Annotated in this window: 18 protein-coding genes; 11 read left to right on the plus strand and 7 right to left on the minus strand. The window is 69.0% G+C overall.

Annotated elements, in window-relative coordinates; translation table 11 throughout:
* Both IBL25_RS09945 and IBL25_RS09950 read left to right on the plus strand, forming a co-directional pair.
* Window positions 1-389, plus strand: a 389-nt coding sequence (locus tag IBL25_RS09945) for an acyl-CoA dehydrogenase family protein (protein ID WP_275295974.1), incomplete at its 5' end; no start/stop codon positions are given.
* Window positions 390-403: 14 nt separating this feature from the next.
* The gene (locus tag IBL25_RS09950; RefSeq protein ID WP_187778396.1) at window positions 404-1543 is read left to right on the plus strand and encodes an acyl-CoA dehydrogenase family protein; all 1140 of its coding nucleotides are present in this window, start codon (window positions 404-406) and stop codon (window positions 1541-1543) included.
* Window positions 1544-1588: 45 nt separating this feature from the next.
* On the opposite strand, the gene hmpA is transcribed toward IBL25_RS09950, so the two are convergent.
* Window positions 1589-2803, minus strand: coding sequence for an NO-inducible flavohemoprotein (hmpA, locus tag IBL25_RS09955; RefSeq protein ID WP_187778397.1), 1215 nt, complete (start codon window positions 2801-2803; stop codon window positions 1589-1591).
* Between the two features lie 77 nt (window positions 2804-2880).
* On the opposite strand from hmpA, the gene IBL25_RS09960 reads away from it, so the two are divergent.
* From IBL25_RS09960 to IBL25_RS09970, 3 genes are all read left to right on the plus strand, one after another.
* Entirely contained in the window at window positions 2881-3378 is a 498-nt protein-coding gene (locus IBL25_RS09960; protein WP_187778398.1) for an RrF2 family transcriptional regulator, read from the plus strand.
* Window positions 3375-4565 (plus strand): HPP family protein, encoded by a 1191-nt coding sequence (locus IBL25_RS09965; protein WP_202986744.1) that lies wholly within the window; start codon window positions 3375-3377, stop codon window positions 4563-4565. The genes IBL25_RS09960 and IBL25_RS09965 overlap by 4 nt, the downstream gene beginning before the upstream one ends.
* Before the next feature lie 65 nt (window positions 4566-4630).
* On the plus strand, window positions 4631-5494 hold the full coding sequence (locus IBL25_RS09970) for an alpha/beta fold hydrolase (protein ID WP_187778399.1): 864 nt from the start codon (window positions 4631-4633) through the stop codon (window positions 5492-5494).
* A gap of 9 nt (window positions 5495-5503) precedes the next feature.
* Here IBL25_RS09970 and IBL25_RS09975 read toward each other — a convergent pair whose 3' ends face one another.
* From IBL25_RS09975 to IBL25_RS10000, 6 genes are all read right to left on the minus strand, one after another.
* Window positions 5504-6898, minus strand: coding sequence for a nicotinate phosphoribosyltransferase (locus tag IBL25_RS09975; protein WP_187778400.1), 1395 nt, complete (start codon window positions 6896-6898; stop codon window positions 5504-5506).
* Between the two features lie 22 nt (window positions 6899-6920).
* Window positions 6921-7748: an SIR2 family NAD-dependent protein deacylase gene (locus IBL25_RS09980; protein WP_187778401.1), complete on the minus strand. Its 828-nt coding sequence runs from the start codon at window positions 7746-7748 to the stop codon at window positions 6921-6923.
* Window positions 7749-8061: 313 nt separating this feature from the next.
* Window positions 8062-9138, minus strand: coding sequence for a plasmid partitioning protein RepB (repB, locus tag IBL25_RS09985; protein ID WP_202986745.1), 1077 nt, complete (start codon window positions 9136-9138; stop codon window positions 8062-8064).
* Window positions 9138-10352, minus strand: coding sequence for a plasmid partitioning protein RepA (gene repA, locus IBL25_RS09990; RefSeq protein ID WP_187778402.1), 1215 nt, complete (start codon window positions 10350-10352; stop codon window positions 9138-9140). The genes repB and repA overlap by 1 nt, the downstream gene beginning before the upstream one ends.
* Window positions 10345-11694 (minus strand): plasmid replication protein RepC, encoded by a 1350-nt coding sequence (gene repC, locus IBL25_RS09995; RefSeq protein WP_187778403.1) that lies wholly within the window; start codon window positions 11692-11694, stop codon window positions 10345-10347. Before repC ends, repA begins: the two co-directional genes overlap by 8 nt.
* Window positions 11695-11884: 190 nt before the next feature.
* Window positions 11885-12931: a replication initiator protein A gene (locus IBL25_RS10000; RefSeq protein WP_187778404.1), complete on the minus strand. Its 1047-nt coding sequence runs from the start codon at window positions 12929-12931 to the stop codon at window positions 11885-11887.
* 810 nt (window positions 12932-13741) lie between these two features.
* Between IBL25_RS10000 and IBL25_RS10005 the strand changes: the two genes are divergently transcribed.
* The 6 genes from IBL25_RS10005 to IBL25_RS10030 all read left to right on the plus strand — a co-directional run bounded on the left by IBL25_RS10005 (window position 13742) and on the right by IBL25_RS10030 (window position 19561).
* On the plus strand, window positions 13742-14191 hold the full coding sequence (locus tag IBL25_RS10005; RefSeq protein ID WP_187778405.1) for a hypothetical protein: 450 nt from the start codon (window positions 13742-13744) through the stop codon (window positions 14189-14191).
* Window positions 14188-14565: a MaoC family dehydratase gene (locus tag IBL25_RS10010; RefSeq protein ID WP_187778406.1), complete on the plus strand. Its 378-nt coding sequence runs from the start codon at window positions 14188-14190 to the stop codon at window positions 14563-14565. The genes IBL25_RS10005 and IBL25_RS10010 overlap by 4 nt, the downstream gene beginning before the upstream one ends.
* 78 nt (window positions 14566-14643) lie before the next feature.
* On the plus strand, window positions 14644-15801 hold the full coding sequence (locus IBL25_RS10015) for a thiolase family protein (RefSeq protein WP_187778407.1): 1158 nt from the start codon (window positions 14644-14646) through the stop codon (window positions 15799-15801).
* A gap of 1 nt (window position 15802) precedes the next feature.
* Entirely contained in the window at window positions 15803-16231 is a 429-nt protein-coding gene (locus IBL25_RS10020; RefSeq protein WP_187778408.1) for a Zn-ribbon domain-containing OB-fold protein, read from the plus strand.
* Between the two features lie 44 nt (window positions 16232-16275).
* Window positions 16276-18474 carry an acetate--CoA ligase family protein gene (locus tag IBL25_RS10025; protein WP_202986746.1) on the plus strand — a complete coding sequence of 733 codons (2199 nt, stop codon included), beginning with the start codon at window positions 16276-16278 and terminating at the stop codon, window positions 18472-18474.
* 100 nt (window positions 18475-18574) lie between these two features.
* Complete coding sequence (locus tag IBL25_RS10030; RefSeq protein ID WP_238940328.1) at window positions 18575-19561, plus strand: Bug family tripartite tricarboxylate transporter substrate binding protein; 987 nt, start codon at window positions 18575-18577, stop codon at window positions 19559-19561.
* The last annotated feature ends 9 nt before the right edge of the window (window positions 19562-19570 follow it).

Genomic DNA, 19570 nt, shown 5'->3' on the forward strand with positions numbered 1-19570 from the left:
ATGGCGTGCTCTGGGAGGATTCCGCCTTCCGCCGCCGCGTCGCCGCCATCGAGGCCAGCCTGAAGGCGCTGGAGATCACGCAGATGCGCGTGGTGGCCAACCAGCGGCACCGGGATGCCGACAAGCCGGACCCCGCTTCCTCCATCCTGAAGATCCGGGGCTCCGAGTTGCAGCAGGCCACCACGGCGCTGCTGCTGGAAGTGGCCGGGCCCTATGCCGTGCCGGCCCCGGAACATGGGGCGCCGGAAGGCTGGAACGAGCCGCCGGTGGCGCCGGGCTGGGCCGATGCCGTGGCGCCGCTCTACTTCAACTACCGCAAGGTCTCGATCTACGGCGGCTCCAACGAGATCCAGCGCAACATCATCGCCAAGGCCTTCCTGGGCCTCTGAGGGGAGACACCGCCATGGACTTTGACCTGAGCGAGGAACAGCGTCTCCTCAAGGACAGCATCGACCGCTTCGCGGCGGACCACCAGCGCGACCCCGGGCAGCATGGCGCGGCGCCGGACGATGCCGCGCTGTGGAACGGCCTGGCCGAGCTGGGCCTGATGGCCATTCCCTTCGCGGAGGAGGATGGCGGCATCGGCGGCGGGCCGGTCGAGACCATGCTGGTGATGGAGGCCATCGGGCGCGGGCTGATCACCCTGCCCTACCTGCCCACGGTGGTGCTGGGCGGCGGCTTCCTGCGCCTGGGCGGCAGCACGGCGCAGCGGCAGGAATTCATCCCGCGCATCGCCGATGGCTCGCTGAAGATGGCCTTCGCGCAGCTCGAGCGGCAGTCCCGCTACGACCTGCACGATGTCGCCACCAGCGCCACGCGCACCGATGGCGGCTATGTGTTGAACGGCCGCAAGGGCGTGGTGCTGGGCGGCGATGCCGCCGGCCTGCTGGTGGTCACGGCGCGCACCGCCGGGGCGCGGCGCGACGCCAATGGCATCACGCTTTTCCTGGTGGATGCGGATGCGCCGGGCGTCAGCCGCCGCGCCATGCCGGCGCAGGATGGGCAGGGCCTGGCCGAGATCGGCTTCGATGGCGTGCGGGTGCCGGCGGAGCGGGTGCTGGGCACCGTCGATGACGGGCTGGGGCTGGCGAGCCATGTGGTCGATACCGCGCTGGCGGCGATCTGCGCGGACTCGCTGGGCGCCATGGAAGCCTTGCAGCAACTGACGGTGGATTACCTGAAGACGCGGCAGCAGTTCGGCGTTTCCATCGGCTCCTTCCAGGCCTTGCAGCACCGCGCGGCGGATATGCTGGTGGCGGTGGAGCAGGCGCGTTCCATGGCCATGTATGCCGCCATGATGGCGGAGGAAGCGGACCCGGTGGAGCGCCGCCCCGCCATCGCCGCCGCCAAGGCGGAGGTGAACCGCGCCGGCCGCCTGGTGGGCGAGGAAGCGGTGCAGTTGCATGGCGGCATCGCCATGACCTGGGAATACCGCGCCGGGCATTACTTCAAGCGCCTGACCACGGCGGAGCTGCTGTTCGGCGATACCGACCACCACCTGCGCGCCGTGCTGCGGCATGGCGGGCTGGTGGAGGAAGTCTGACAAGGCGCGCCGCCGGGCAGGAAGCTGCCCGGCGGCGTCCTGCCTTCAGGCGGCCAGCAGTTCGTCGGCGGGGCCGAAGAACTCGTAATGGATGCGCGCCGCCGGCACGCCCTGCGCCACCAGCGTGCTGGTGAAGACGCGCAGGAATTCACGTGGGCCGCAGAGGTAGTAATCCGCCTCCGCCCCCGGCGTATGCGCCCGCAGCCAATCCGCGGTGATGCGGCCAGCATGGTCGTAGTCCCGCCCCTGCCGGTCCTCCGCGCGCGGCTGTTCGTAGAAGGTGGTGACGCTGATGCGGCCGCCGGAAGCCGCCGCCAGGGCGCGCGCCTCGGCGCCCAGGGCATGGGTGGCGCCGGATTGCGTGCCATGGATGAACTGCACCGGCGCGGTGCCGGGCATGGCCGCCAGGCTCTGCATCATGCTCATCAGCGGCGTCTGGCCCACGCCGCCGCTGAGCAGCACCACCGGCCGCTGCGGCACGCCGGGCAGGAAGAACTCGCCGGCGGGCGCCGCCACCTTCAGCCGGGCGCCGGGCTGCACCGCGTCATGCAGCCAGTTGGAGGCGATGCCCTGCGGCTCCCGCTTCACGCTGATGCGGTAATGCGTGTCGCTGGGGGCGCAGGAGATGCTGTAGTTCCGCTTCAGCGGCGCATGGCCGGGGATGTCCAGCCAGAAGGTGAGGTACTGGCCGGGCTGGTGCCGCAGCACCTTGCCGCCATCGGCGGGCACCAGGGTGAAGGAGGTGACGATCTCGCTCTCGGGCGTCTTCTCCCGCACCGTGAAGTCGCGCCAGCCGCTCCAGCCGCCGGGCGCGCTGGCATGCTCGGCATAGATCTGCTGCTCACGCCCGATCAGCACATCGGCCAGGAACCAATAAGCCTCGCCCCAGGCGCCCAGGATCTCTGGCGTCGCCGCCTCCCCCAGCACGTCCTGGATGGCGCCGAGCAGCGCCTCAGCCACGAAGGGATAATGTTCCGGCAGGATGTTCAGGCCGACATGCTTCTGCGCGATGCGCTCCACCGCCGCCGTCAGCACGCCCAAGTTGTCGATGTTCCGGGCATAGGCCAGCACCGCGCCGGCCAGGGCCTTGGGCTGCGAGCCCGTCTCGCCATGGTGGGACTGGTTGAAGAGGTCGCGGATCGCCTCGTTCTGGAACATCCGCGCGTACATGCGGCGGGTGATCTCCAGGCCGTGGGCCTCCAGGGCCGGGACCGTGGCCTTCACCACGGCAATGGTCTGCTCGCTGAGCTGACGGGGCATGCTGGCCTCTTAAGGTGTATCAACAATGCATCTTATGGCTGGCTGCACAGAAGATGTAAAGATGCTACATCTTCAAAATGCGACTGACCCTCTACACGGATTACGCCCTGCGCGCCTTGATCTATCTCGGCCTCCGGCAGGACCGCCGCGTCTCCATCCGCGAGATCGCGACGGCACACCGCATCTCGGAGAACCACTTGGTGAAGGTGGTGCACCAGCTCGGCCGCGGCGGCTTCGTGGAGACCACGCGCGGCAAGGGCGGCGGGCTGCGCCTGGCCCGCGCGCCGGAGGAGATCCGCATCGGCGACGTGGTCCGCTTCACCGAGGAGGACATGGCGCTGGTGGCCTGCTTCCAGCCCACGGCCACGGGCGGCGGCTGCGCGCTGATCAATGCCTGCCGGCTGCAGTCCCTGCTGGGTGAGGCGCTGGCCGGCTTCATGGCGGTGCTGGACAGCCACACCCTGGCGGACCTGCTGGGGCCGCCGCACCGGCAGGCCATGGCGGCGCGGCTCGGCCTCGCCTCCGCCGGCCCCGGCCTGCCGCCCCCCTCCCCCACCGAGGCGCCCGCCGAATGATGCGTGACTGGTTGTGGGCCTTTCTGCCAGCCCCGATGAATGCCAGCCTGGTCGAGCGGCTGCGCGGCTGCTGCGGCGCCCTGGCGGGGCTGCTGGTCACCGGCCTGGCCTGCACCTGGCTGGTGGGCTCGGCTGGCCTGCCGCCGGTGCTGATCGCGCCGCTGGGCGCCTCCGCCGTGCTGCTCTTCGCGGTGCCGGCCAGCCCGCTGGCGCAGCCCTGGTCGATCATCGGCGGCAATACCGTCTCGGCCCTGGTGGGCGTTACCTGCGCGCATTGGATCGCCGAGCCGCTGCTGGCCGCGCCGCTCGCGGCCGCGCTGGCCATCGGCGCCATGTTCACCCTGCGCTGCCTGCATCCGCCCGGCGGCGCCATCGCGCTCACCACCGTGCTGGGCGGGCCGGCGGTGACGGCGGCGGGCTACCATTTCGCCTTCTCGCCCGTCGCGCTGAACTCGCTGCTGCTGATGTTCGCGGCCCTCATCTACAACAATGCCACGCGCCGCGCCTATCCGCACCGGCAGCAGCCGGCGCAGCGCCACCCGCACCAGACCGCTGACCTGCAGCCGACGGAGCGCCTGGGCGTGCAGGCCCGCGACCTGGATGCGGCCCTGCGGCAGTTCGACGAGGTTCTCGATGTCAGCCGCGAGGATCTGGAGAATCTGGTGCAGCAGGCGGAGATGCATGCCTATCGCCGCCGCTTCGGCGAGATCACCTGCGCCGACATCATGTCCCGCGACGTGGTGACGGTGCGGCCGGAGACACCGCTCGCCAAGGCCTGGCTGCTGCTGCGCCGCCACGATATCCGCGCCCTGCCGGTGGTGGATGCGGATGGCTTCGTCGCCGGCATGGTCTCGGACGCCGACCTGATGAAAAGCCCGGAGCTGAACCCTTATGACGGGCTTCGCACGCGGCTGCGGCATCTCATCCGCGGGCTGCCGCGCGTGCGCGCGGCGCAGCGCCCGCAGGTGGTGCGGGATGTCATGCCGTCATCGCTGCGCGTGGTGGCGGAGGACACCCATGTCGCGGAACTGGTGCCGTTGATGGCCGATGCCGGGCTGCGGCACGTGCCGGTGGTGGATGGCCAGCGGCGGCTGCGCGGCATCATCGCGCAGTCGGACCTGATCGCCGCCCTGTATCGCGGCGGCCTGATGCAGCGGGAGGAGGAGACCAGCAGCCGCGCCGCCTGATGCCGCTGGCTCGACAGGCGCGGGTCTTGCCAGCAAGCTGAAGCCCCCGCTTCCCGAGAGGCATCATGACCACCATCCCGACGCAGCCCTTCGCCCTGCCGGGCGGCAGCGCACCACGCCGGCGCGGCTATCTGCAAAGGCCCGACTGCCGCATCTATTTCGAAGTGACAGGCAGCGGCCCGGCGCTGATCTTCGCCCATGGCCTGGGCGGCAATTACATGTCCTGGTGGCAGCAGGTGGCGCATTTCGCCGCCACCCATTCCTGCGTCACCTTCAGCCACCGTGGCTTCGCGCCTTCCGAGACGCCGCCGGGCGGCCCAAGGCCGGAGGATTACGCCGGGGACCTGGAGGCGCTGATCGCGCATCTGGAGCTGCGCGACCCCGTGCTGGTCGGCCAGTCCATGGGCGGCTGGACGGGCATCGACCTGGCGCTGAAGCGGCCAGGGCTGCTGAAGGCGCTGGTGCTTTCCGCCACCTCCGGCCCCATCGACCCCACGCAGACCGGCAGCGCCGCCGCCGGAGCTTTCGCGGCCTGGTCGGCGCGCTCCCAGGAGGCGCTGCGGAGTGGCTCCGCGCGCGGCATCCACCCCGCCGTGGGCGCCCGCGCAGCCGAGGAACAGCCGGCGCTGCATTTCCTCTACCGCGCCATGGACGAGCTGAGCGTCGGGCTGGACAAGGAAACGCTGCGCGGGCGCCTCATGGCCGCGCGCAACCGCCCCGCCTCGGACCTCGCCGCCATCGCCATCCCGGCGCTCTGGATCACCGGGGCGGAGGATGTGGTCTTCCCCTCCCCTGTCGCGCCCTACCTCGCGGCGGCCATGCCGCGGGCGCGGCATGCCGAGGTCGAGCGCGCCGGCCATTCGCCCTATTTCGAGCGCCCGGCGGCCTTCAACGCCCTGCTGGCGGAGTTCCTCGCCGCGCTCTCCTGAGGCGCTCGCTCAGCTCGTGACCGGCCGTTCCGCCAGCCCGGCGCTGCCGAAGACCGAGCGGTAATAGGCGATCTCCCCGGCGGGGCCGGTGGCCTTGGTGTCGTTGTCGCTCAGCTTCACGGCGGGGTGCTGCTCCACCTCGGTCACCTTGCAGACCAGGCTGATCGGCGTGAAATCGGCGGCATCCACCGGCGCGCAGCCGGAGAAGTCATTGGTCAGGTTGGTGCCGATGCCGGCGCTGATGCGGCAGCGGGGCTCGTGCCGCCACTTCCCGGGGTTCCGGAAGTCCCGCGCATCCGTGAAATCGGCCGGTGTGTATCCAGGCTGGATCTGGCCGCCGAAGCTGGCATGCAGGCCCAGGACCCGGTCCACGTCCAGCCCGTCCGAGGGCACCAGCAGCTTCCGGCGCGGGTCGCGCCCCCGGGCGGCGAAGAAGGCCAGGGCTTCCTCGCCACCCTCATAGGGGTCCTTGCTGTCGAGGCGCACGCCGGTCCAGTCCGCCGCCCAGTCCGGCGCGTGCTGGAAGAACTGGGTGGAGCCATAGGTATCCGGCAGCATCACCTGCATGGCCCCGCCATACATCTGCTGCCAGAGGCGCAGCACCTCGTATTGCGCCTCCCTCACCCCCACCTGCCCCAGCCGCCCGAGCCGCGCCAGCGCCGTCAGCACCATCGGCAGTTCATGCGCATTGGTGCCGATGGCTTCCAGATTGTGCTTGTAGGCGAGATAGGTGTTCGAGGTCCCGGAGAAGATGCCCGGCAGCTTGGCGGCCAGCAGGGTGACGACATACTCGTGCCAGAGAAAGGAATGCCGCCGCCGCGTGCCGAAATCCGCGAAGCTCAGCCCTGGGACGCCGGCCAGCCGCTCGACCTTCGACCAGAGTTTCGCCTTGGCGCGCGAGAAGAGGATATCGAGGTCCATCTCGTCGAGCTGTGCATAGCCGTGCCGCGTCCGCAGTTCCGAGACGATCGCCAGGGCATGGATTTCCCAAAGCGTCACCTCCTCCCAGGTGCCTTCGAATTCCAGCCGCCACTGCCCATCCTCCCGCAGCAGCCGGTAGGGCGGCAGGGAAAGGCCGCCGAGCCATTCGATGAAGCCAGGGGAGAAGATATTGCGCTGCCCATAGAAGGTATTGCCGGCCAGCCAGATCAGTTCCGATTTGGTGAAGCGCAGTTCCCGGACATGATCGAGCTGGCGGCGCAGTTCCACCTCATCCACGACCTCCGCCAGGCGCACGGCCCTGGTGCGGTTGATCAGGGTGAAGCGCACCCGCGTGCCCGCGAAACCCTTCCAGATGAACTGCAGCATGGCGAGCTTGTACCAATCCGTGTCCAGCAGGGACCGGACGATGGGGTCGAGGCTCCAGTTGCGGTCATGCGCCCGCTTGGCGAGGTTGTGGATCACGCCCCTGCTCCCCGCCCGTGCATCATTCCTCCTCCCCCAGCACGCCGCATCGCAACTCCTCCAGGAAGGTGAGCAATGCCTGCTCCGGGCTCTGGTTGCGCCCGGCGATCAGCTCCACCCCCCAGGTCTTCAGCACCGCCCGCTGCACCTCGCTCTCACAGGGCATGAAGACAAAGGAGGCCGGCCGGTCCTGCTCATAGCCCGAGGCGCGCCAGATCTGCGCCAGCTTGTGCAGCAGCAGCCGGATATTGAGGTCCGACATGCTGTAGCCGATGAAGAGGATGGTCCGCCCCAGCGCATCCGCCCAGAGCTTCACGTCCAATGGTGAGGAGAAGCTCAGCCGGTTGAAGTAATCCGTCTCGGCGATGACGAGGGACTGATCGTCCTCGAAATCTCCATGGAACTTGACGATCTGCGTGGCGGCGCCGTCGGCCTTGGCGATGTCGCGCGTATTGGTGATCTTCACGTAGTCACGGCCATGGACACGATAGGCGGTTTCCAGGTTGGCGTCGTAATTCGTGGTGTAGATGATCGGGAAATCGAGCGAGACGATGATCTCGTGGATCCGCGAGGCGCGGACCTTCTCATCCGGCACGTTCCAGTTGCGGTCCATCCAGCTTCGCAGCGGCCCGATGCTGCCCTTCTGCAGGCGGTAGTATTCGGCCAGGGTCTGGTAGCTGTTATGGGTGCCGAGAAAGGCTTCCGGGTCCAGCCCCAGGTCCTCCCCCATGTGCTGGATCAGCTGCTGCCAGGAGGGCAGGCCCACGCTCATCGAAAGGCCCGCGCCGGCGAAAAGGATGGCGCGCCTTTCGCGGATAATCTGTACCAGATCGCTGAATTCCGCCTGCATGCCGCCGCGCCGCCTCCTGAAGACAGAACGCCGCCAGTCACTCTCGGGTTCCGCGGCCATGGGCTGTGGAGAAGCGAGAGGGGGCTACACTATTCCCGAGCAAGCCACGGCGATGCCGCATTGCTCCGTGGCGGGGCGAAATCTTGATCTGATACTGCTAAACAGGCCTCTAGATTTACGGCTAACTTCTCCAGTTAACAAAAATTGTTATTGATACCTGTTCTATACTTTGAAGTAGATCAGCCTGTAAGCTTCTGCCGGCCCACACGAAAAGGCGAGGAAGGCCTCCCTCCCCCGCCTGCTGATACCTCGATTAATCGCCCCGCCCGGTCGCGTCCGGCCGCTTCTTCCGCCCGCGTGGCTGTGCCTCGGCCAGGAAGCGCGAGTAAATGTCCTCCATCCGTTCCAGCAGGAAGAGGTCGAAGCCCGGCGCGGCGGCCTTGTCGATCGCCAGGGTGGTGGCCCGCTCCGTGGACTGGATCTTCATCACCCTGGCGCCGCTGGAATGGACCCAGGCACGGGCGGGCTCACGCTCACGACGTGCCCCTTCCCCTTCTCCGATGCTCCTGGCGGGCTCGGGCTCGCTGAGCCAGGCCAGCACCTGCTGGAAGCGTGCATCCGATTCGGCCGATCGGAAAGCCCCGCCTTCCAGGCGCCTGGCGAGGTCCCGTGGCGGCTGCCCCTGATGGAAGGCCGCGGCCAGATCAACCCAGCGGTCGCGCCCCGTGCCCGGGGCCGGGCCGATCGCCTCCACCACCTCCGCCGGAATGCGCTGGACCACGGTGATGAGGCGGGAGACGGTGGTCTTGTCGGCGCTCAGCGCCAGCATAATCGTTTCGCGGTCATAGCCGCTTTCCTCCAGCCGATGGGCGAAGCGGGCCCGCTCGATAAAGGAAAGGTTGGCCCGGGCGCTGTTCTCCTGCCCCTGGGCCAGCACCAGTTCGCGGTCGGACAGCGGCCGCACCACAGCGCGCACCGGCTTGCCGAGATCCCTGGCGGCCCGCAGCCGGCGATGACCGAAAGCCACCTGGAACCGCCCCGGCGCGGCGGGGTGGGGCCGTACCAGAATGGGCGAATCCTGCCCGCTTTGCGCGATGCTCTCGCGCAGCGCCTGGTATTCCTCATCGTCCTGCGCCATGCGGTCGGCGACAAAGGAGGCGTCGATGCTGGCGGGGTCGAGATCGACGATCACCTGCCCCGAAGTCAGGCGCGCTTCCAGTTCCCGCGCCGCATTGGCCTTGTTGGCCAGGTCGTCAATGCTGCGCGTCACGGCACCGACAGCGCCACGGCTGGTGAAGGGCAGGGGGGCCGCGCGGGGTGGGGAGGCCTCGGAGTTGACGGCCGTCAACTTCGGCTGGGTCAGCCCGGCCAGCAGGTTCTTGCGCGCCATCAGCTTCTCCCCCAGGCGGCATGGATCAGTTCTTCGATCTCGCCATTCACCGCGTCCAGGCATTCCATGGCGCGGTCATAGGTGGCGGGCGTGAAGAGGCGCCGCTCCACCTCATAGAGTGTCTGCTTGGTGATGCCGGCATCCGAGATGGCGACGCTCTTCAGCATCGGATGCGTCAGCACATGCTGGCCAAAGAGCGAGCGCATGAAGGCCACCATCTGCGTCTGTGGCCCGTCGCTCGGCTCATAGCGGGTGACCAGATAGCGCAGCCAGTCGTAGCGCAGGCTGCTGCCGGCGGCCTTGAGATGCCCGAGCACATCGCCCAGCATCAGCAGGAACTGGCACATGGACATGACATCCAGCATCTGCGGATGCACCGGGATGAGCACGGCGGTCGCGGTGCAGAGCGCGGCCATGGTGAGGTAGCCGAGCTGCGGCGGGCAGTCGATGACCACGATGTCATAGTCATCGGCCACCGTGGCCAGAGCTCCGTCGAGGCGCGCGAAGAAATCCCGTCCCGTCGCGCCGCCCTCATGCGTGGCCAGCACCCGGGGCGTGTCGTATTCGAATTCCATCAGCTCGATATTGGCGGGCACGATATCGAGGCCAGGGAAGTTGGTGCGGCGGATCAGCTCCCGCAGCGGCCGCGCCTCCTCATCATAGCGTAGGGCGGCGTAGAGGGTCTCGTTGGGGCCCAGGTCGAATTCCGGCTGGAAGCCATGCAGGGCGGAAAGGCTGGCCTGAGGGTCCAGGTCCACCGCCAGGACACGATGGCCGGTCAGTGCCAGGTGCTGCGCCAGATGCGCCGTGGTGGTGGTCTTGCCGCTGCCGCCCTTGAAATTGACGACGGCCACGACCTGGATGTGTTCCCTGCCCCGCCGGTGCGGCACATAGCGCCGGCTGGCGCGGCCATTCTCCTCCAGATAGGCGCGCAACTCCTGGATCTGGGCCGCAGTATAGGAGCGGCGGCCGGTGCTGGTGACACTGGGCGCCGGCCCTTTGCCTTCCAGCGACAGGTTGCGCAGATAGCCGCTTTTCACGCCCAGCAGCTTCGCGACCTCGGCCGCCTGGAAGGCACGCAGGGGTTTCTCGGCGGCCGGGGGGAAGAGGTCCAGCCGATGCGCCTGCAGCTTCTCAGACAGCTCCTGCGCCTGGGCGCTGATGACGGTGTCGATATCCGCAGCCGTTTTGCGGTTGCCGGCCAAGCTATCCATGATTTCCACTCGCAGATGCGACTGCCGAAGCACTCGCCGCCGAATATCGCATCTCCCGCGGCTCCTTGGAAGCCAGGGCAGAGCGGCCGGCCGGGTTGACGGCCGTCAACTGCCCCCGGCGAGGGTAGCTTGCTGCCTCCCGCAGCCCATGGATGCTGCGGTCCAGGAACAATTCACCCGTTCCGGCGCGCCGCAGCATGCCGCGCAGATAGCCGCCAGGCCCCGCGCTGTGGAAATGGCCAGCCTGCTTGGTCGAGATGACGGCCACGGCCACCGCGGCCGGATGCCGCCCCAGCACCCGGCAGGCTTCGCCGTAAAGCGCCTGGGGGATGCCCAGCTGCCGCGCCAGCACCGCAGCCGCGTCGGCGATATCGCCCCAGTCGGGCCGCCGGGTGCCGAGGCAATCCTCCAGCCTCGGGGCCAGCCGCACCAGTTCCGTCGGCGAGAGCCTGAACCCGGCTTCAGCCTTCTCCACCTCTGACCTTGAGGGCAGGGCAGGGGACAGCACCGCTTCTTCCTGAGCCGCTACAAGAGACCCTTCGGGTTCAGTGGGTGTTTTCGTAGGTATTATGGGCCTGACTCCCACGTCACCCGAGCCTGACATATCCGCGCTTTCCACCGCTGCCTCGAGCGCCTTCCGCGCCTCGGCCACGAGGTCCTGGAGAGCTTCCACCAGCGCCGCTAGTTTCGCCGGATTCTCCGAACGCCGCGTGGCCGCCGTGATCCGCTGCGCCTCGGCCATGCCTTGCTCCAACCTAGCCGCCTCCAGCCCGCGCTCCCGCGCCAGTTCCAGCAACTGCCCCAGGAACTGCTGCGCCCGCCCCGCCTCCCGGCGCAGGTCACGGCAAAGCCGGCGAGCCTGCTCGCCTTCCTCGGCCGCGCGCAGAAAATCGGCATGGCGCGCCGCCATGGGGCGCAGATTCAGCCCCCAGGCCCAGAGGATGCGTCCCTCCTGCCGGCAGCCGCGCCGCTTTCGGTCGGTGCCATCCTTGGCGACGATCAGCCGCGCCTCGATGGCGGCGGCGATCAGCCGGCTGACATGCCGCTCGCTGCAATCCAGCGCCAGGGCCAGTTCCTCATTGCCTGGCCAGACGATGGGCTCGGCACCGGGCGCCCAGTCCTGCGGCTGGGTCCAGCGGAACAGTGCCTCCATCAACGGCAGCAGCCGGGTCTGGCCCAGGTAAGGCGCCGCGCGGCGCATGGCCGCCAGCAACTGGTTGGGGTGCTTGACGCCGGCGGGAAGCCCGGAGGCCTGTTCCGCCAGCCGGGCCGCGGCGAGGTGATTGGTGGTCAGCTTGCGCAGGCCACAGCTTCCCCGCCGCGGAAATGACTGAATTTCCACGTTGCCCATTCCTTCGGTAGAGATGGACCGAGGCGGGCACACGCCCTCGTTAGCGCGAAAACCTCTTTCGCGCTTGACCAAAGCCGTGGTGAGAACCTAGATGGATGACTGTCCAGGGCATCCGTCTAGGCCTTCGCGGCCGTCTCGGTTGTTCAGCAAGCCCCGCTTTTCAGAGCGGGGTTTTGCGTATTCAGGCCTCGCTTGCCGTGGCGCCGTCCTCCGTCTCTGGCTGCTGTTCCTCGGCCGCCGCCGCGATGAAGCTGCGGCGGAGGAGGGGGGTCTTCGCCCGGGCGGTGAAGGTCACGATGGTGCCGTCATAGCCGGGGCGGCCGCGCCGCTGCGTTTCCGCGGGCGGGCGATGCAGGGCGATATCGAACTCGATCAGCCGGTGGTTCTGCTCCAGCTCGGTCAGGAACTGGCCGAAATGCCGCAGCAGCCCACGGGTGCCGACGCGCGCATGCAGATCCTCGATGCCGATGGACCAGCCGGCCTCATCCACATCCTCGGACTTGGCGATCTCGTAGAGGCGGCGCTCCAGCGGGGCGAGGTCGAAATACTCGTCCGCGAAGGTCAGCAGGCGCGTGTCGTTGAGGATGCCGCGGTAAAGCCAGGCGCAGAGCGTGACGGAGACGCTGACCAGCTCCTTCTCCTTGCGGGCGTTGCGGCGGTAGCGGGTATTCACCGCATCGATCCAGGAGAAGACGCCATCGGTGCCTTCCCCCGCCATCTCGATGTTGGTCCGCACCTGGGTGCCCTGCAGCCGCTGCAGCATCTGCAGCAGCCGGTCATAGGCCTTGCCGGCCGTGTCCCGCCCGGCGACGCGGAAGAAGTCATGCGCCGTGAAGGTGAATTCGCGGTCGGGCTTCGGGTCATCGGGCCGCAGCTCGCCCCGCCGCAGCTTCTCCGCCATCAGGGACGCGATGTAGAGGATGAGGTCCTTGTCATAGATGGTGGCGATGCCGGCCGGGCCGGGCGCCACCTCGATCCGCACCTGCCCGTCGTCATAGCGCAGCACCTCGCGCGTCGCGGCGGTTTTGCCCAGGTGGAAGAAGGGATAGGCCATCACGCTGCGCTGGCCGCGCACCTTGCCACGCAGCGGGCTGTCGAAGAGGTCGGGCGTCAGGTCACGGCTGCGGCGGGCGCGCGCGGCGGCAGCGGCCTTGCCCTGCGCTGGCAGGGAAGGGGCTTGGTCGGAGGCCTTCGAGGCTTCCTGCCGCGGTGGTGTCTGGCGTGCCATGACTCGGAAAACGGATGTGTCGCTCTGTTCCAGCCGCCAGCATGCATAACCTCAGCCGGATCGCGAGGGTCTAGGTTCGGGTTTTCACCTCCGAAAAGCCGGTGATGATTCGGGGTTTCGCCTCCAAAAAGCGAGATTGGCAGCGAATTCACCCTCCAGTAGCGCCCGTAAGCGCATCTACGCGGAAGCCTTCACCTGCTCCGACTCGGGCTAACGGCTCCAAAATTCCGGCCGAATCCGGCCGCTGGCCGACTCGCAGCCGGCGGGAAGCGCCTAAGGCGGTGATTAGGTGCGATTTAGTGGCGGAAGCAGCAGTGGTGACGCATCTATGGCGGACAGAGGCATCGTCATCGTTGCGGCAGAGATCGTAAACCGTGCTGAAAAGGCAACGGGTTCTGCAATCGCCAGGACGATTCGGGTTTTCACCTCCGATATTCCGGTACCTCGACGGCCACGGATTCCTGGCGCTGACGTCCGGACCCTAAAGCAGGCTCATCGAGCCTGTCAAATTATTCCTATGAACGACTGGGTACTGAAGGGCCAGGTTCTTCTTTCTCCAGAGAGCAGCAACAGAGAATAGCCGGAAGGCCTCTCGCGGGGAGAGTTCGGCGCAGCACCGGCACAGCGCACCCCAAGGCCCCGGCTGGCCAGCGCAAGGTTCCCGTTGCTGCATGAACGTCGCCGCCGCGGCGACACCCCGCCCGCAGCGATGAGAGATACGGCCTCAGCAAACATTTGACGCGGCGGCGGCGGAGGTCATAGCCTAGGAGAAAGAACGAACATTCTACATAAAGAATGGAGGAAGCCGAGATGGACAAGGCCACCACGCGCAGCGCTGCCCAGGAGGATGCCTCATCCCCATCGCCCGGCCGTGGCGCTACCATGCTCTATGGCGACTTCACGCCCGGGCTGGGCATGGGGAGCGCGGCCTATCGGCTGGATGCCGAGGCCGTCGCGCGCTGGCGGCGCCTCTTTCCGGATGACGAGACGGGCGAGCTCATGCCCCATGGCATGATCGCGGTGGTCTCCATGCGCGCCTATGGCGAGGTGATTCCCCTGCGCCCGCCTGGCAATATCCATGCGGCACAGCATTTCGAGCTGCTCCGGTTGCCCCGCATCGGCGAGGAACTCGTGACCAGCGTGAGCTGCCTGTCCAAGGAGATCCGGCGGGGCCGGCGCCGCGTCACGGTGACCACCGAAACCAGGGGCAGCGGCGGGCCGGCCTTCCGGGGGCGGATGACCGTGCTGTGGGCCGCATGAGCGGCGCCCTGCCAGCGGTGAGCCGCGACATCGGGCGGGAGGAGATCCTCGCCTATGCCGAGATCACCGGCGACTTCAATCCGGTGCATGTGGACGAAGTCTTCGCGGCCGCCACGCCCTTCGGCAAGCCCATCGCGCATGGGATGCTGTCGCTGAACCTGCTGTGGCAATCGCTGCGGCGCGGGCTGGGCACCGTGCCGCTGACCCTGGACATCCGCTTCGTGCGGCCGGTGCTGTCCGGCACGCGCGTCACGGCCGGCGGCACCGCGCGCGAGGATGGGCCCGGCTACGATGTCTGGGTCCGGGACGAGGGCGGCGAGCCGGTGATCGTCGGCACCGCCATTCCGCTGGAGGAGGGCCGCGGTGATGCATGAGGACCCCGCCCGCCGGCAGCGGCCCCGCCGGATGCCCCGGGTGCCAGGCGCGGCACCGAACACCCCGGAGCATGGCGCATGAGCCGCCGCCCCGCCGTGATCACCGGCGCCGCCGATACGGCGGTGGGCGACCTGCCCGGCTCCAGTTGCATGGGGCTGCATGCCGAGGCCGCCAGCCTCGCCCTGGCCGATGCCGGGCTCCGGCCCGGCGACATCGATGGCGTGCTCTGCGCCTATTCCTTCACCGAGCCGCATCTGATGCTCGCCTCGGTCTTCTGCGAGTATTTCGGCATCCAGCCTGCCTATTCCACCGCGATCCAGGCGGGCGGCGCGACCGGCTGCATCATGGTGATGCAGGCGGCGGCGCTGATCGAGGCGGGGACCTGCCGGCATGTGCTGGTGGTCGCCGGCGACAACCGCCTCAGCGGCCTCACGCGCGACCGTGCTGTGGCGGCGCTGGCGGATGTGGGGCACCCGCAGTTCGAGCGGCCCTTCGGCGTCACCATTCCCGCGCTCTATGCGCTGGTGGCGCGCGCCTACATGGAAAGATACGGCGCCACGCCGGAGCATCTGGCCGCCATGGCGGTGGCCAGCCGCACCCATGCTGTCCGTAATCCCAAGGCGCAGATGCGCGCGCCCATCACGGTGGCCGATGTGCTGGCCAGCCGCCCTATCGCGGAGCCGCTGCGGCTGCTGGATTGCTGCCTGATCTCCGATGGCGGCGCGGCGCTTGTCATCAGCGCGCCGGATGCGGCGCGGGACACGGCGCGGCGGCCGGTGCCGGTGCTGGGCACGGGGCAGAAGAACACGCATGAGCATCTGCTCGCCGCCCCTAGCCTGACGGAGTTCGGCTGCCGCGACAGCGCCGCCCAGGCCTTCGGCCGCGCGGGGGTGACGCCCGCCGATATCGATGTCGCCGAGATCTATGACAGCTTCACCGTCACGCTGCTGGTGGAGCTGGAATCCATCGGCTTCTTCGAGAAAGGCGAGGCCGGGCCTGCGGCCTTGGCCGGCGCGCTCGACCTCGGCGGGCGGCTGCCCTGCAATACCCATGGCGGGCTGATGTCCTATGCGCATTCCGGCGCGGCCGGCGGGCTCTTCCATGTGGTGGAGGCGGTGCGGCAGTTGCGCGGGGAAGCCGCCGCGCGGCAGGTGCGCGACGCGGAACTGGCCTTCGTGCATGGCGACGGCGGCATCCTTTCCGCGCATTGCTCCCTTGTGCTCGGGAGGGCGTGAGATGACGGAGGCACCGGCCAGGCCGCTCCCCCTTCCCAATGCGGATACCCTGCCTTTCTGGGAAGGCGCCGCGCGGGGCCAACTGCGCCTGCAACGTTGCGAAGCCTGCGGGGAAGCGCAGTTCCCGCCCCGCGCCCTCTGCGCCCATTGCCATCACGCGGCGCCCGCCTGGGTCACCGCCAGCGGCCATGGGCGGCTGGTGAGCCATACGCGCATCCACCGCCCGCCCTCCGCCGCCTTCAAGCCGGACCTGCCCTATGTGGTGGGCCTGGTGGCGCTGGAGGAAGGTCCGCGCATCATGGTCACGCTGCGCGGCGCGGCGGCGGATATGCCACGGATCGGCGATGCCCTGCGCATCCGCTTCGACCCGCCCGCCGGCCCGCATGGCATCGCGCTGCCTTACGCGGAGAAGCCCGCGCCGGAGGCCTGAGCAGGCCAGCCGCAACAACAGAAGCAAAGGGAGGGAATGAACCCATGGCCGAGCCCGCACGCGGTGACACGCTGATGGCGCCTCCGCCCGCCGCCCGCCAGGAGCCTGACGAGGCCCCGGCCGCCAGCCGGCCTGGGGCGCGCATGAACAGCCTCGCCAGGGCCCTGGCGCCCGCCTCCATCGCGGTGCTGGGCGCTTCCGACAATCCGCACAAGGCCGGTGGGCGCCCCATCGCCTTCATGCGGCAATACGGCTTCCAGGGCCGGATCTACCCGGTCAATCCAGGGCGGGCGGAAGTGCAGGGGCTGCGCGCCTATGCCTCCCTGGCGGACCTGCCGGAAAGGCCGGAACTGGCGCTGGTCGCCGTGGGCGGGGCGGAAGGATTGAAGCTGGTGGAGCAATGCGCCGCCGCCGGCGTCGGCACCGTTGTGGTGGTGGCTTCCGGCTATGCCGAGGCCGGCGAGGCAGGCCGCCTGTTGCAGGAACGCATGCTGGCCGCCTGCCGCGCCGGCGGCACGCGGCTGGTGGGGCCGAACTGCCAGGGCCTCTCCAACTTCAGCAATGGCGCCATCGCCAACTTCTCCACCATTTTCCATGAGCAGCCGGGGCGCGACGGGCCGCTGGCCATCATCGGGCAGAGCGGCGCCGCCACGCAGTCCGTCTATGCCCTGGCGCAGGCACGCGGCATCCATGCGCGCTATGTGCATGCCACCGGCAATGAGGCCGATGTGACGGCGGCGGAACTGCTGCTGGAAACGGTGGAGGATGCCGAGGTCCGCGCCGTGGTGCTTTATGTCGAGGCGCTGGGCGACCCTGAAACGCTGGCCCGCGCCGCCGCCCGCGCGGCCGCGCGGGGCATCGCGGTGATCGGGGTGAAGAGCGGCCGCACGGCCAATGGGCAGCGGGCCGCTTCCTCCCATACCGGCGCCATGGCGACGGAAGACCGGGTGATCGATGCCTTCTTCGCGCGCCACAATATCATCCGCGCCGTCGATCCCTATGAGGCGGTCTCGGTGGCCGCGCTGTGTATCGGGACGCCCCGGCCGCGGGGGCGCAACCTGGTGGTGATGAGCAATTCCGGCGCGAGTTGCGTGATGGGCGCCGATACGGCCGACGAGCTGGGGATGCCGCTGCTCCGCTTCGGGCCGGAGGTCGCGCGGCGGCTGGAGCAGGCGATGCCCGCCTTCAGTAGCGCCAGCAACCCGGTCGACCTCACCGGCGCGCTGCTGAACGACCGCGCGCTCTTTCCCGGCGTGCTGGAGGTGCTGGCGGGCGTGGAGGATGTCCACCTCCTGATGGTCTCCTTTCCCGTGGCGGGCAGCGGCTACGATGTCGAGGGCTATGCCGATGCGCTGGCGCGCTTCGCCGCCGGGCGCGGCATCGCGCTGGCCGTTTCCGCCTATCAGGAGCCGGTGCGGGAAGCCTTCGCCCGGCGTGGACTGGTGGTCTTCGGGCGGGAGCGCGAGGCCCTGCGGGCGCTGAACACCTATGCCGCCTATGCGGAAGGCCTGCGCCGCCTGGCCGCGCGCGCCGTGGCGCCCGCCCCGGCGGTGCCGGACCTGCCCGCCGGGGCATCCGGCACGCTGGACGAGGCGCAGAGCCTGCAATTCCTGCGCGATGCCGGCATCGCGACCATTCCCTTCGCCCTCTGCGAGGATGCCGAGGCGGCGGTGGAGGCCGCCCGGCGCCTGGGCGGCGAGGTGGTGCTCAAAGGCTGCTCCCCGGATATCCCGCACAAGAGCGAGCATGGCCTCGTGGCGCTGGGCCTCGCCACACCGGACCGAATCCGCGAAGCCGCCGCGCGGCACGCGGAAACCATCCGCGCCCTGGGCGCCCGCCATTCCGGTGCCCTGGTGGCGCGCATGCTGAAGGGCGGGCGCGAGATGGCGCTGGGCGCGCGCCTGGACCCGGTCTTCGGCCCCGTGGTGCTGGTGGGCGATGGCGGCATCTACCTGGAGGCGCTGAAGGACTTCCGCCTGCTGGTTCCGCCCTTCACCGAGGCGGAGGTGGCGGAGGCATTGTCGCGCCTGCGCGTGGCACCCCTCTTCGCCGGCCTGCGGGGCGAGCCGCCGGCCGATCTCGCGGCCTTCTGCCGGATGGCGGTGCGGCTGGGAGAGGTGATGCTGCGATTCCACGGCCGGATCGCCTCGGTGGACATCAACCCCGTCAAGCTCATGGCCGTGGGAGAGGGTGCCTTCGCGCTCGATGCGGTGATCGAACTGGCCGCCGCCGCGCCGCCATGAGCCTGGCGCGCCCCGGAGGAAGCGGATGGCGTTCGCGCCGGAAGCGGGTGCCATGCGCGAGCCGAACAAAGCCAGCAACAACGAAAATGGAAGCAGTCCGATGATCACGCTGCCGCGCCGCGCCGCGCTCATGGCGCCTTTCCTGACGCTGCCGCCCGCCGCCGCCCGGGCGAATGACTGGCGGCCGAACCAGCCGGTCAAGCTGCTCGTCGCCGCGGCACCGGGCGGCACCACGGATATCATGGCCCGCCTCTTCGGGGCGCATCTCCAGTCTCGCTGGGGCAGTTCCGTGGTGGTGGAGAACAAGGGCGGCGGCGGCGGCACCATCGCCGGGGCCGAGGTCGCGCGCGCGGCGCCGGACATGCTGACGCTGCTGTGCAGCAATATCGGGCCGCAGAGCATCGCTTATTCCCTGTTCCGCAACCTCTCCTACAAGCCGGCGAATTTCCAGCCGGTCTCGAACATCATCCGCACCGCCAATGTGCTGGTGCTGCATCCTTCGGTGCCGGCCTCCACGGTGCCGGAATTCGTGGCTCACCTGCGGCGCAATCCTGGCAAGCTGACCTATGGCACGGCGGGCGTCGGGCAATCGCCCCATGTCTGCGGCGCCTGGTTCAACCAGTTGATGGGAACCGATGCCGCGCCGGTGCATTACCGTGGCTCGGCGCCCGCCATGCTGGACCTCATGGCCGGCAATACCCAGTTCATGTTCGACAATCTCTCCACCGCCATCCAGCAGATCCAGAATGGTGCCGTGAAGGCGCTGGCCGTCACCAGCGCGGAACGCAACCCGCGCCTGCCGGCGCTTCCCGCCTTGCGCGAGACGATGCCGGAACTGGCCGAATACGAGATGAACTCCTGGTTCGGCATCTTCGCCCCGGCCGGCGTGCCGCGCCCAGCATTGCAGGCGGTCAACCTGGAGATCAAGGCGATGCTGGACACGCCCGAGGCCAGGGCCCGCCTCAGCGAGATGGCCGGCACGGCGGCCTATGGCACACCGGAGGAATTCACCGCCTTCGTGAACAACGAGATCGAGAAATGGGGTGCGGTGGTGCGGCGGGAGGGCGTGCAGATCGACGCCACCTAGCCCCGGGCG

The organism is Pseudoroseomonas ludipueritiae, assembly GCF_014490445.1.
Lineage (GTDB): Bacteria > Pseudomonadota > Alphaproteobacteria > Acetobacterales > Acetobacteraceae > Pseudoroseomonas > Pseudoroseomonas ludipueritiae.

Bases quoted from the DNA above. Each gene is read 5' to 3' on its own strand.
- IBL25_RS09950 (WP_187778396.1), top strand. From the start codon at position 404: ATGGACTTTGACCTGAGCGAGGAACAGCGTCTCCTCAAGGACAGCATC.
- hmpA (WP_187778397.1), bottom strand. From the start codon at position 2,803: ATGCCCCGTCAGCTCAGCGAGCAGACCATTGCCGTGGTGAAGGCCACG.
- IBL25_RS09960 (WP_187778398.1), top strand. From the start codon at position 2,881: ATGCGACTGACCCTCTACACGGATTACGCCCTGCGCGCCTTGATCTAT.
- IBL25_RS09965 (WP_202986744.1), top strand. From the start codon at position 3,375: ATGATGCGTGACTGGTTGTGGGCCTTTCTGCCAGCCCCGATGAATGCC.
- IBL25_RS09970 (WP_187778399.1), top strand. From the start codon at position 4,631: ATGACCACCATCCCGACGCAGCCCTTCGCCCTGCCGGGCGGCAGCGCA.
- IBL25_RS09980 (WP_187778401.1), bottom strand. From the start codon at position 7,748: ATGCAGGCGGAATTCAGCGATCTGGTACAGATTATCCGCGAAAGGCGC.
- repB (WP_202986745.1), bottom strand. From the start codon at position 9,138: ATGGCGCGCAAGAACCTGCTGGCCGGGCTGACCCAGCCGAAGTTGACG.
- repA (WP_187778402.1), bottom strand. From the start codon at position 10,352: ATGGATAGCTTGGCCGGCAACCGCAAAACGGCTGCGGATATCGACACC.
- IBL25_RS10000 (WP_187778404.1), bottom strand. From the start codon at position 12,931: ATGGCACGCCAGACACCACCGCGGCAGGAAGCCTCGAAGGCCTCCGAC.
- IBL25_RS10005 (WP_187778405.1), top strand. From the start codon at position 13,742: ATGGACAAGGCCACCACGCGCAGCGCTGCCCAGGAGGATGCCTCATCC.
- IBL25_RS10010 (WP_187778406.1), top strand. From the start codon at position 14,188: ATGAGCGGCGCCCTGCCAGCGGTGAGCCGCGACATCGGGCGGGAGGAG.
- IBL25_RS10015 (WP_187778407.1), top strand. From the start codon at position 14,644: ATGAGCCGCCGCCCCGCCGTGATCACCGGCGCCGCCGATACGGCGGTG.
- IBL25_RS10020 (WP_187778408.1), top strand. From the start codon at position 15,803: ATGACGGAGGCACCGGCCAGGCCGCTCCCCCTTCCCAATGCGGATACC.
- IBL25_RS10025 (WP_202986746.1), top strand. From the start codon at position 16,276: ATGGCCGAGCCCGCACGCGGTGACACGCTGATGGCGCCTCCGCCCGCC.
- IBL25_RS10030 (WP_238940328.1), top strand. From the start codon at position 18,575: ATGATCACGCTGCCGCGCCGCGCCGCGCTCATGGCGCCTTTCCTGACG.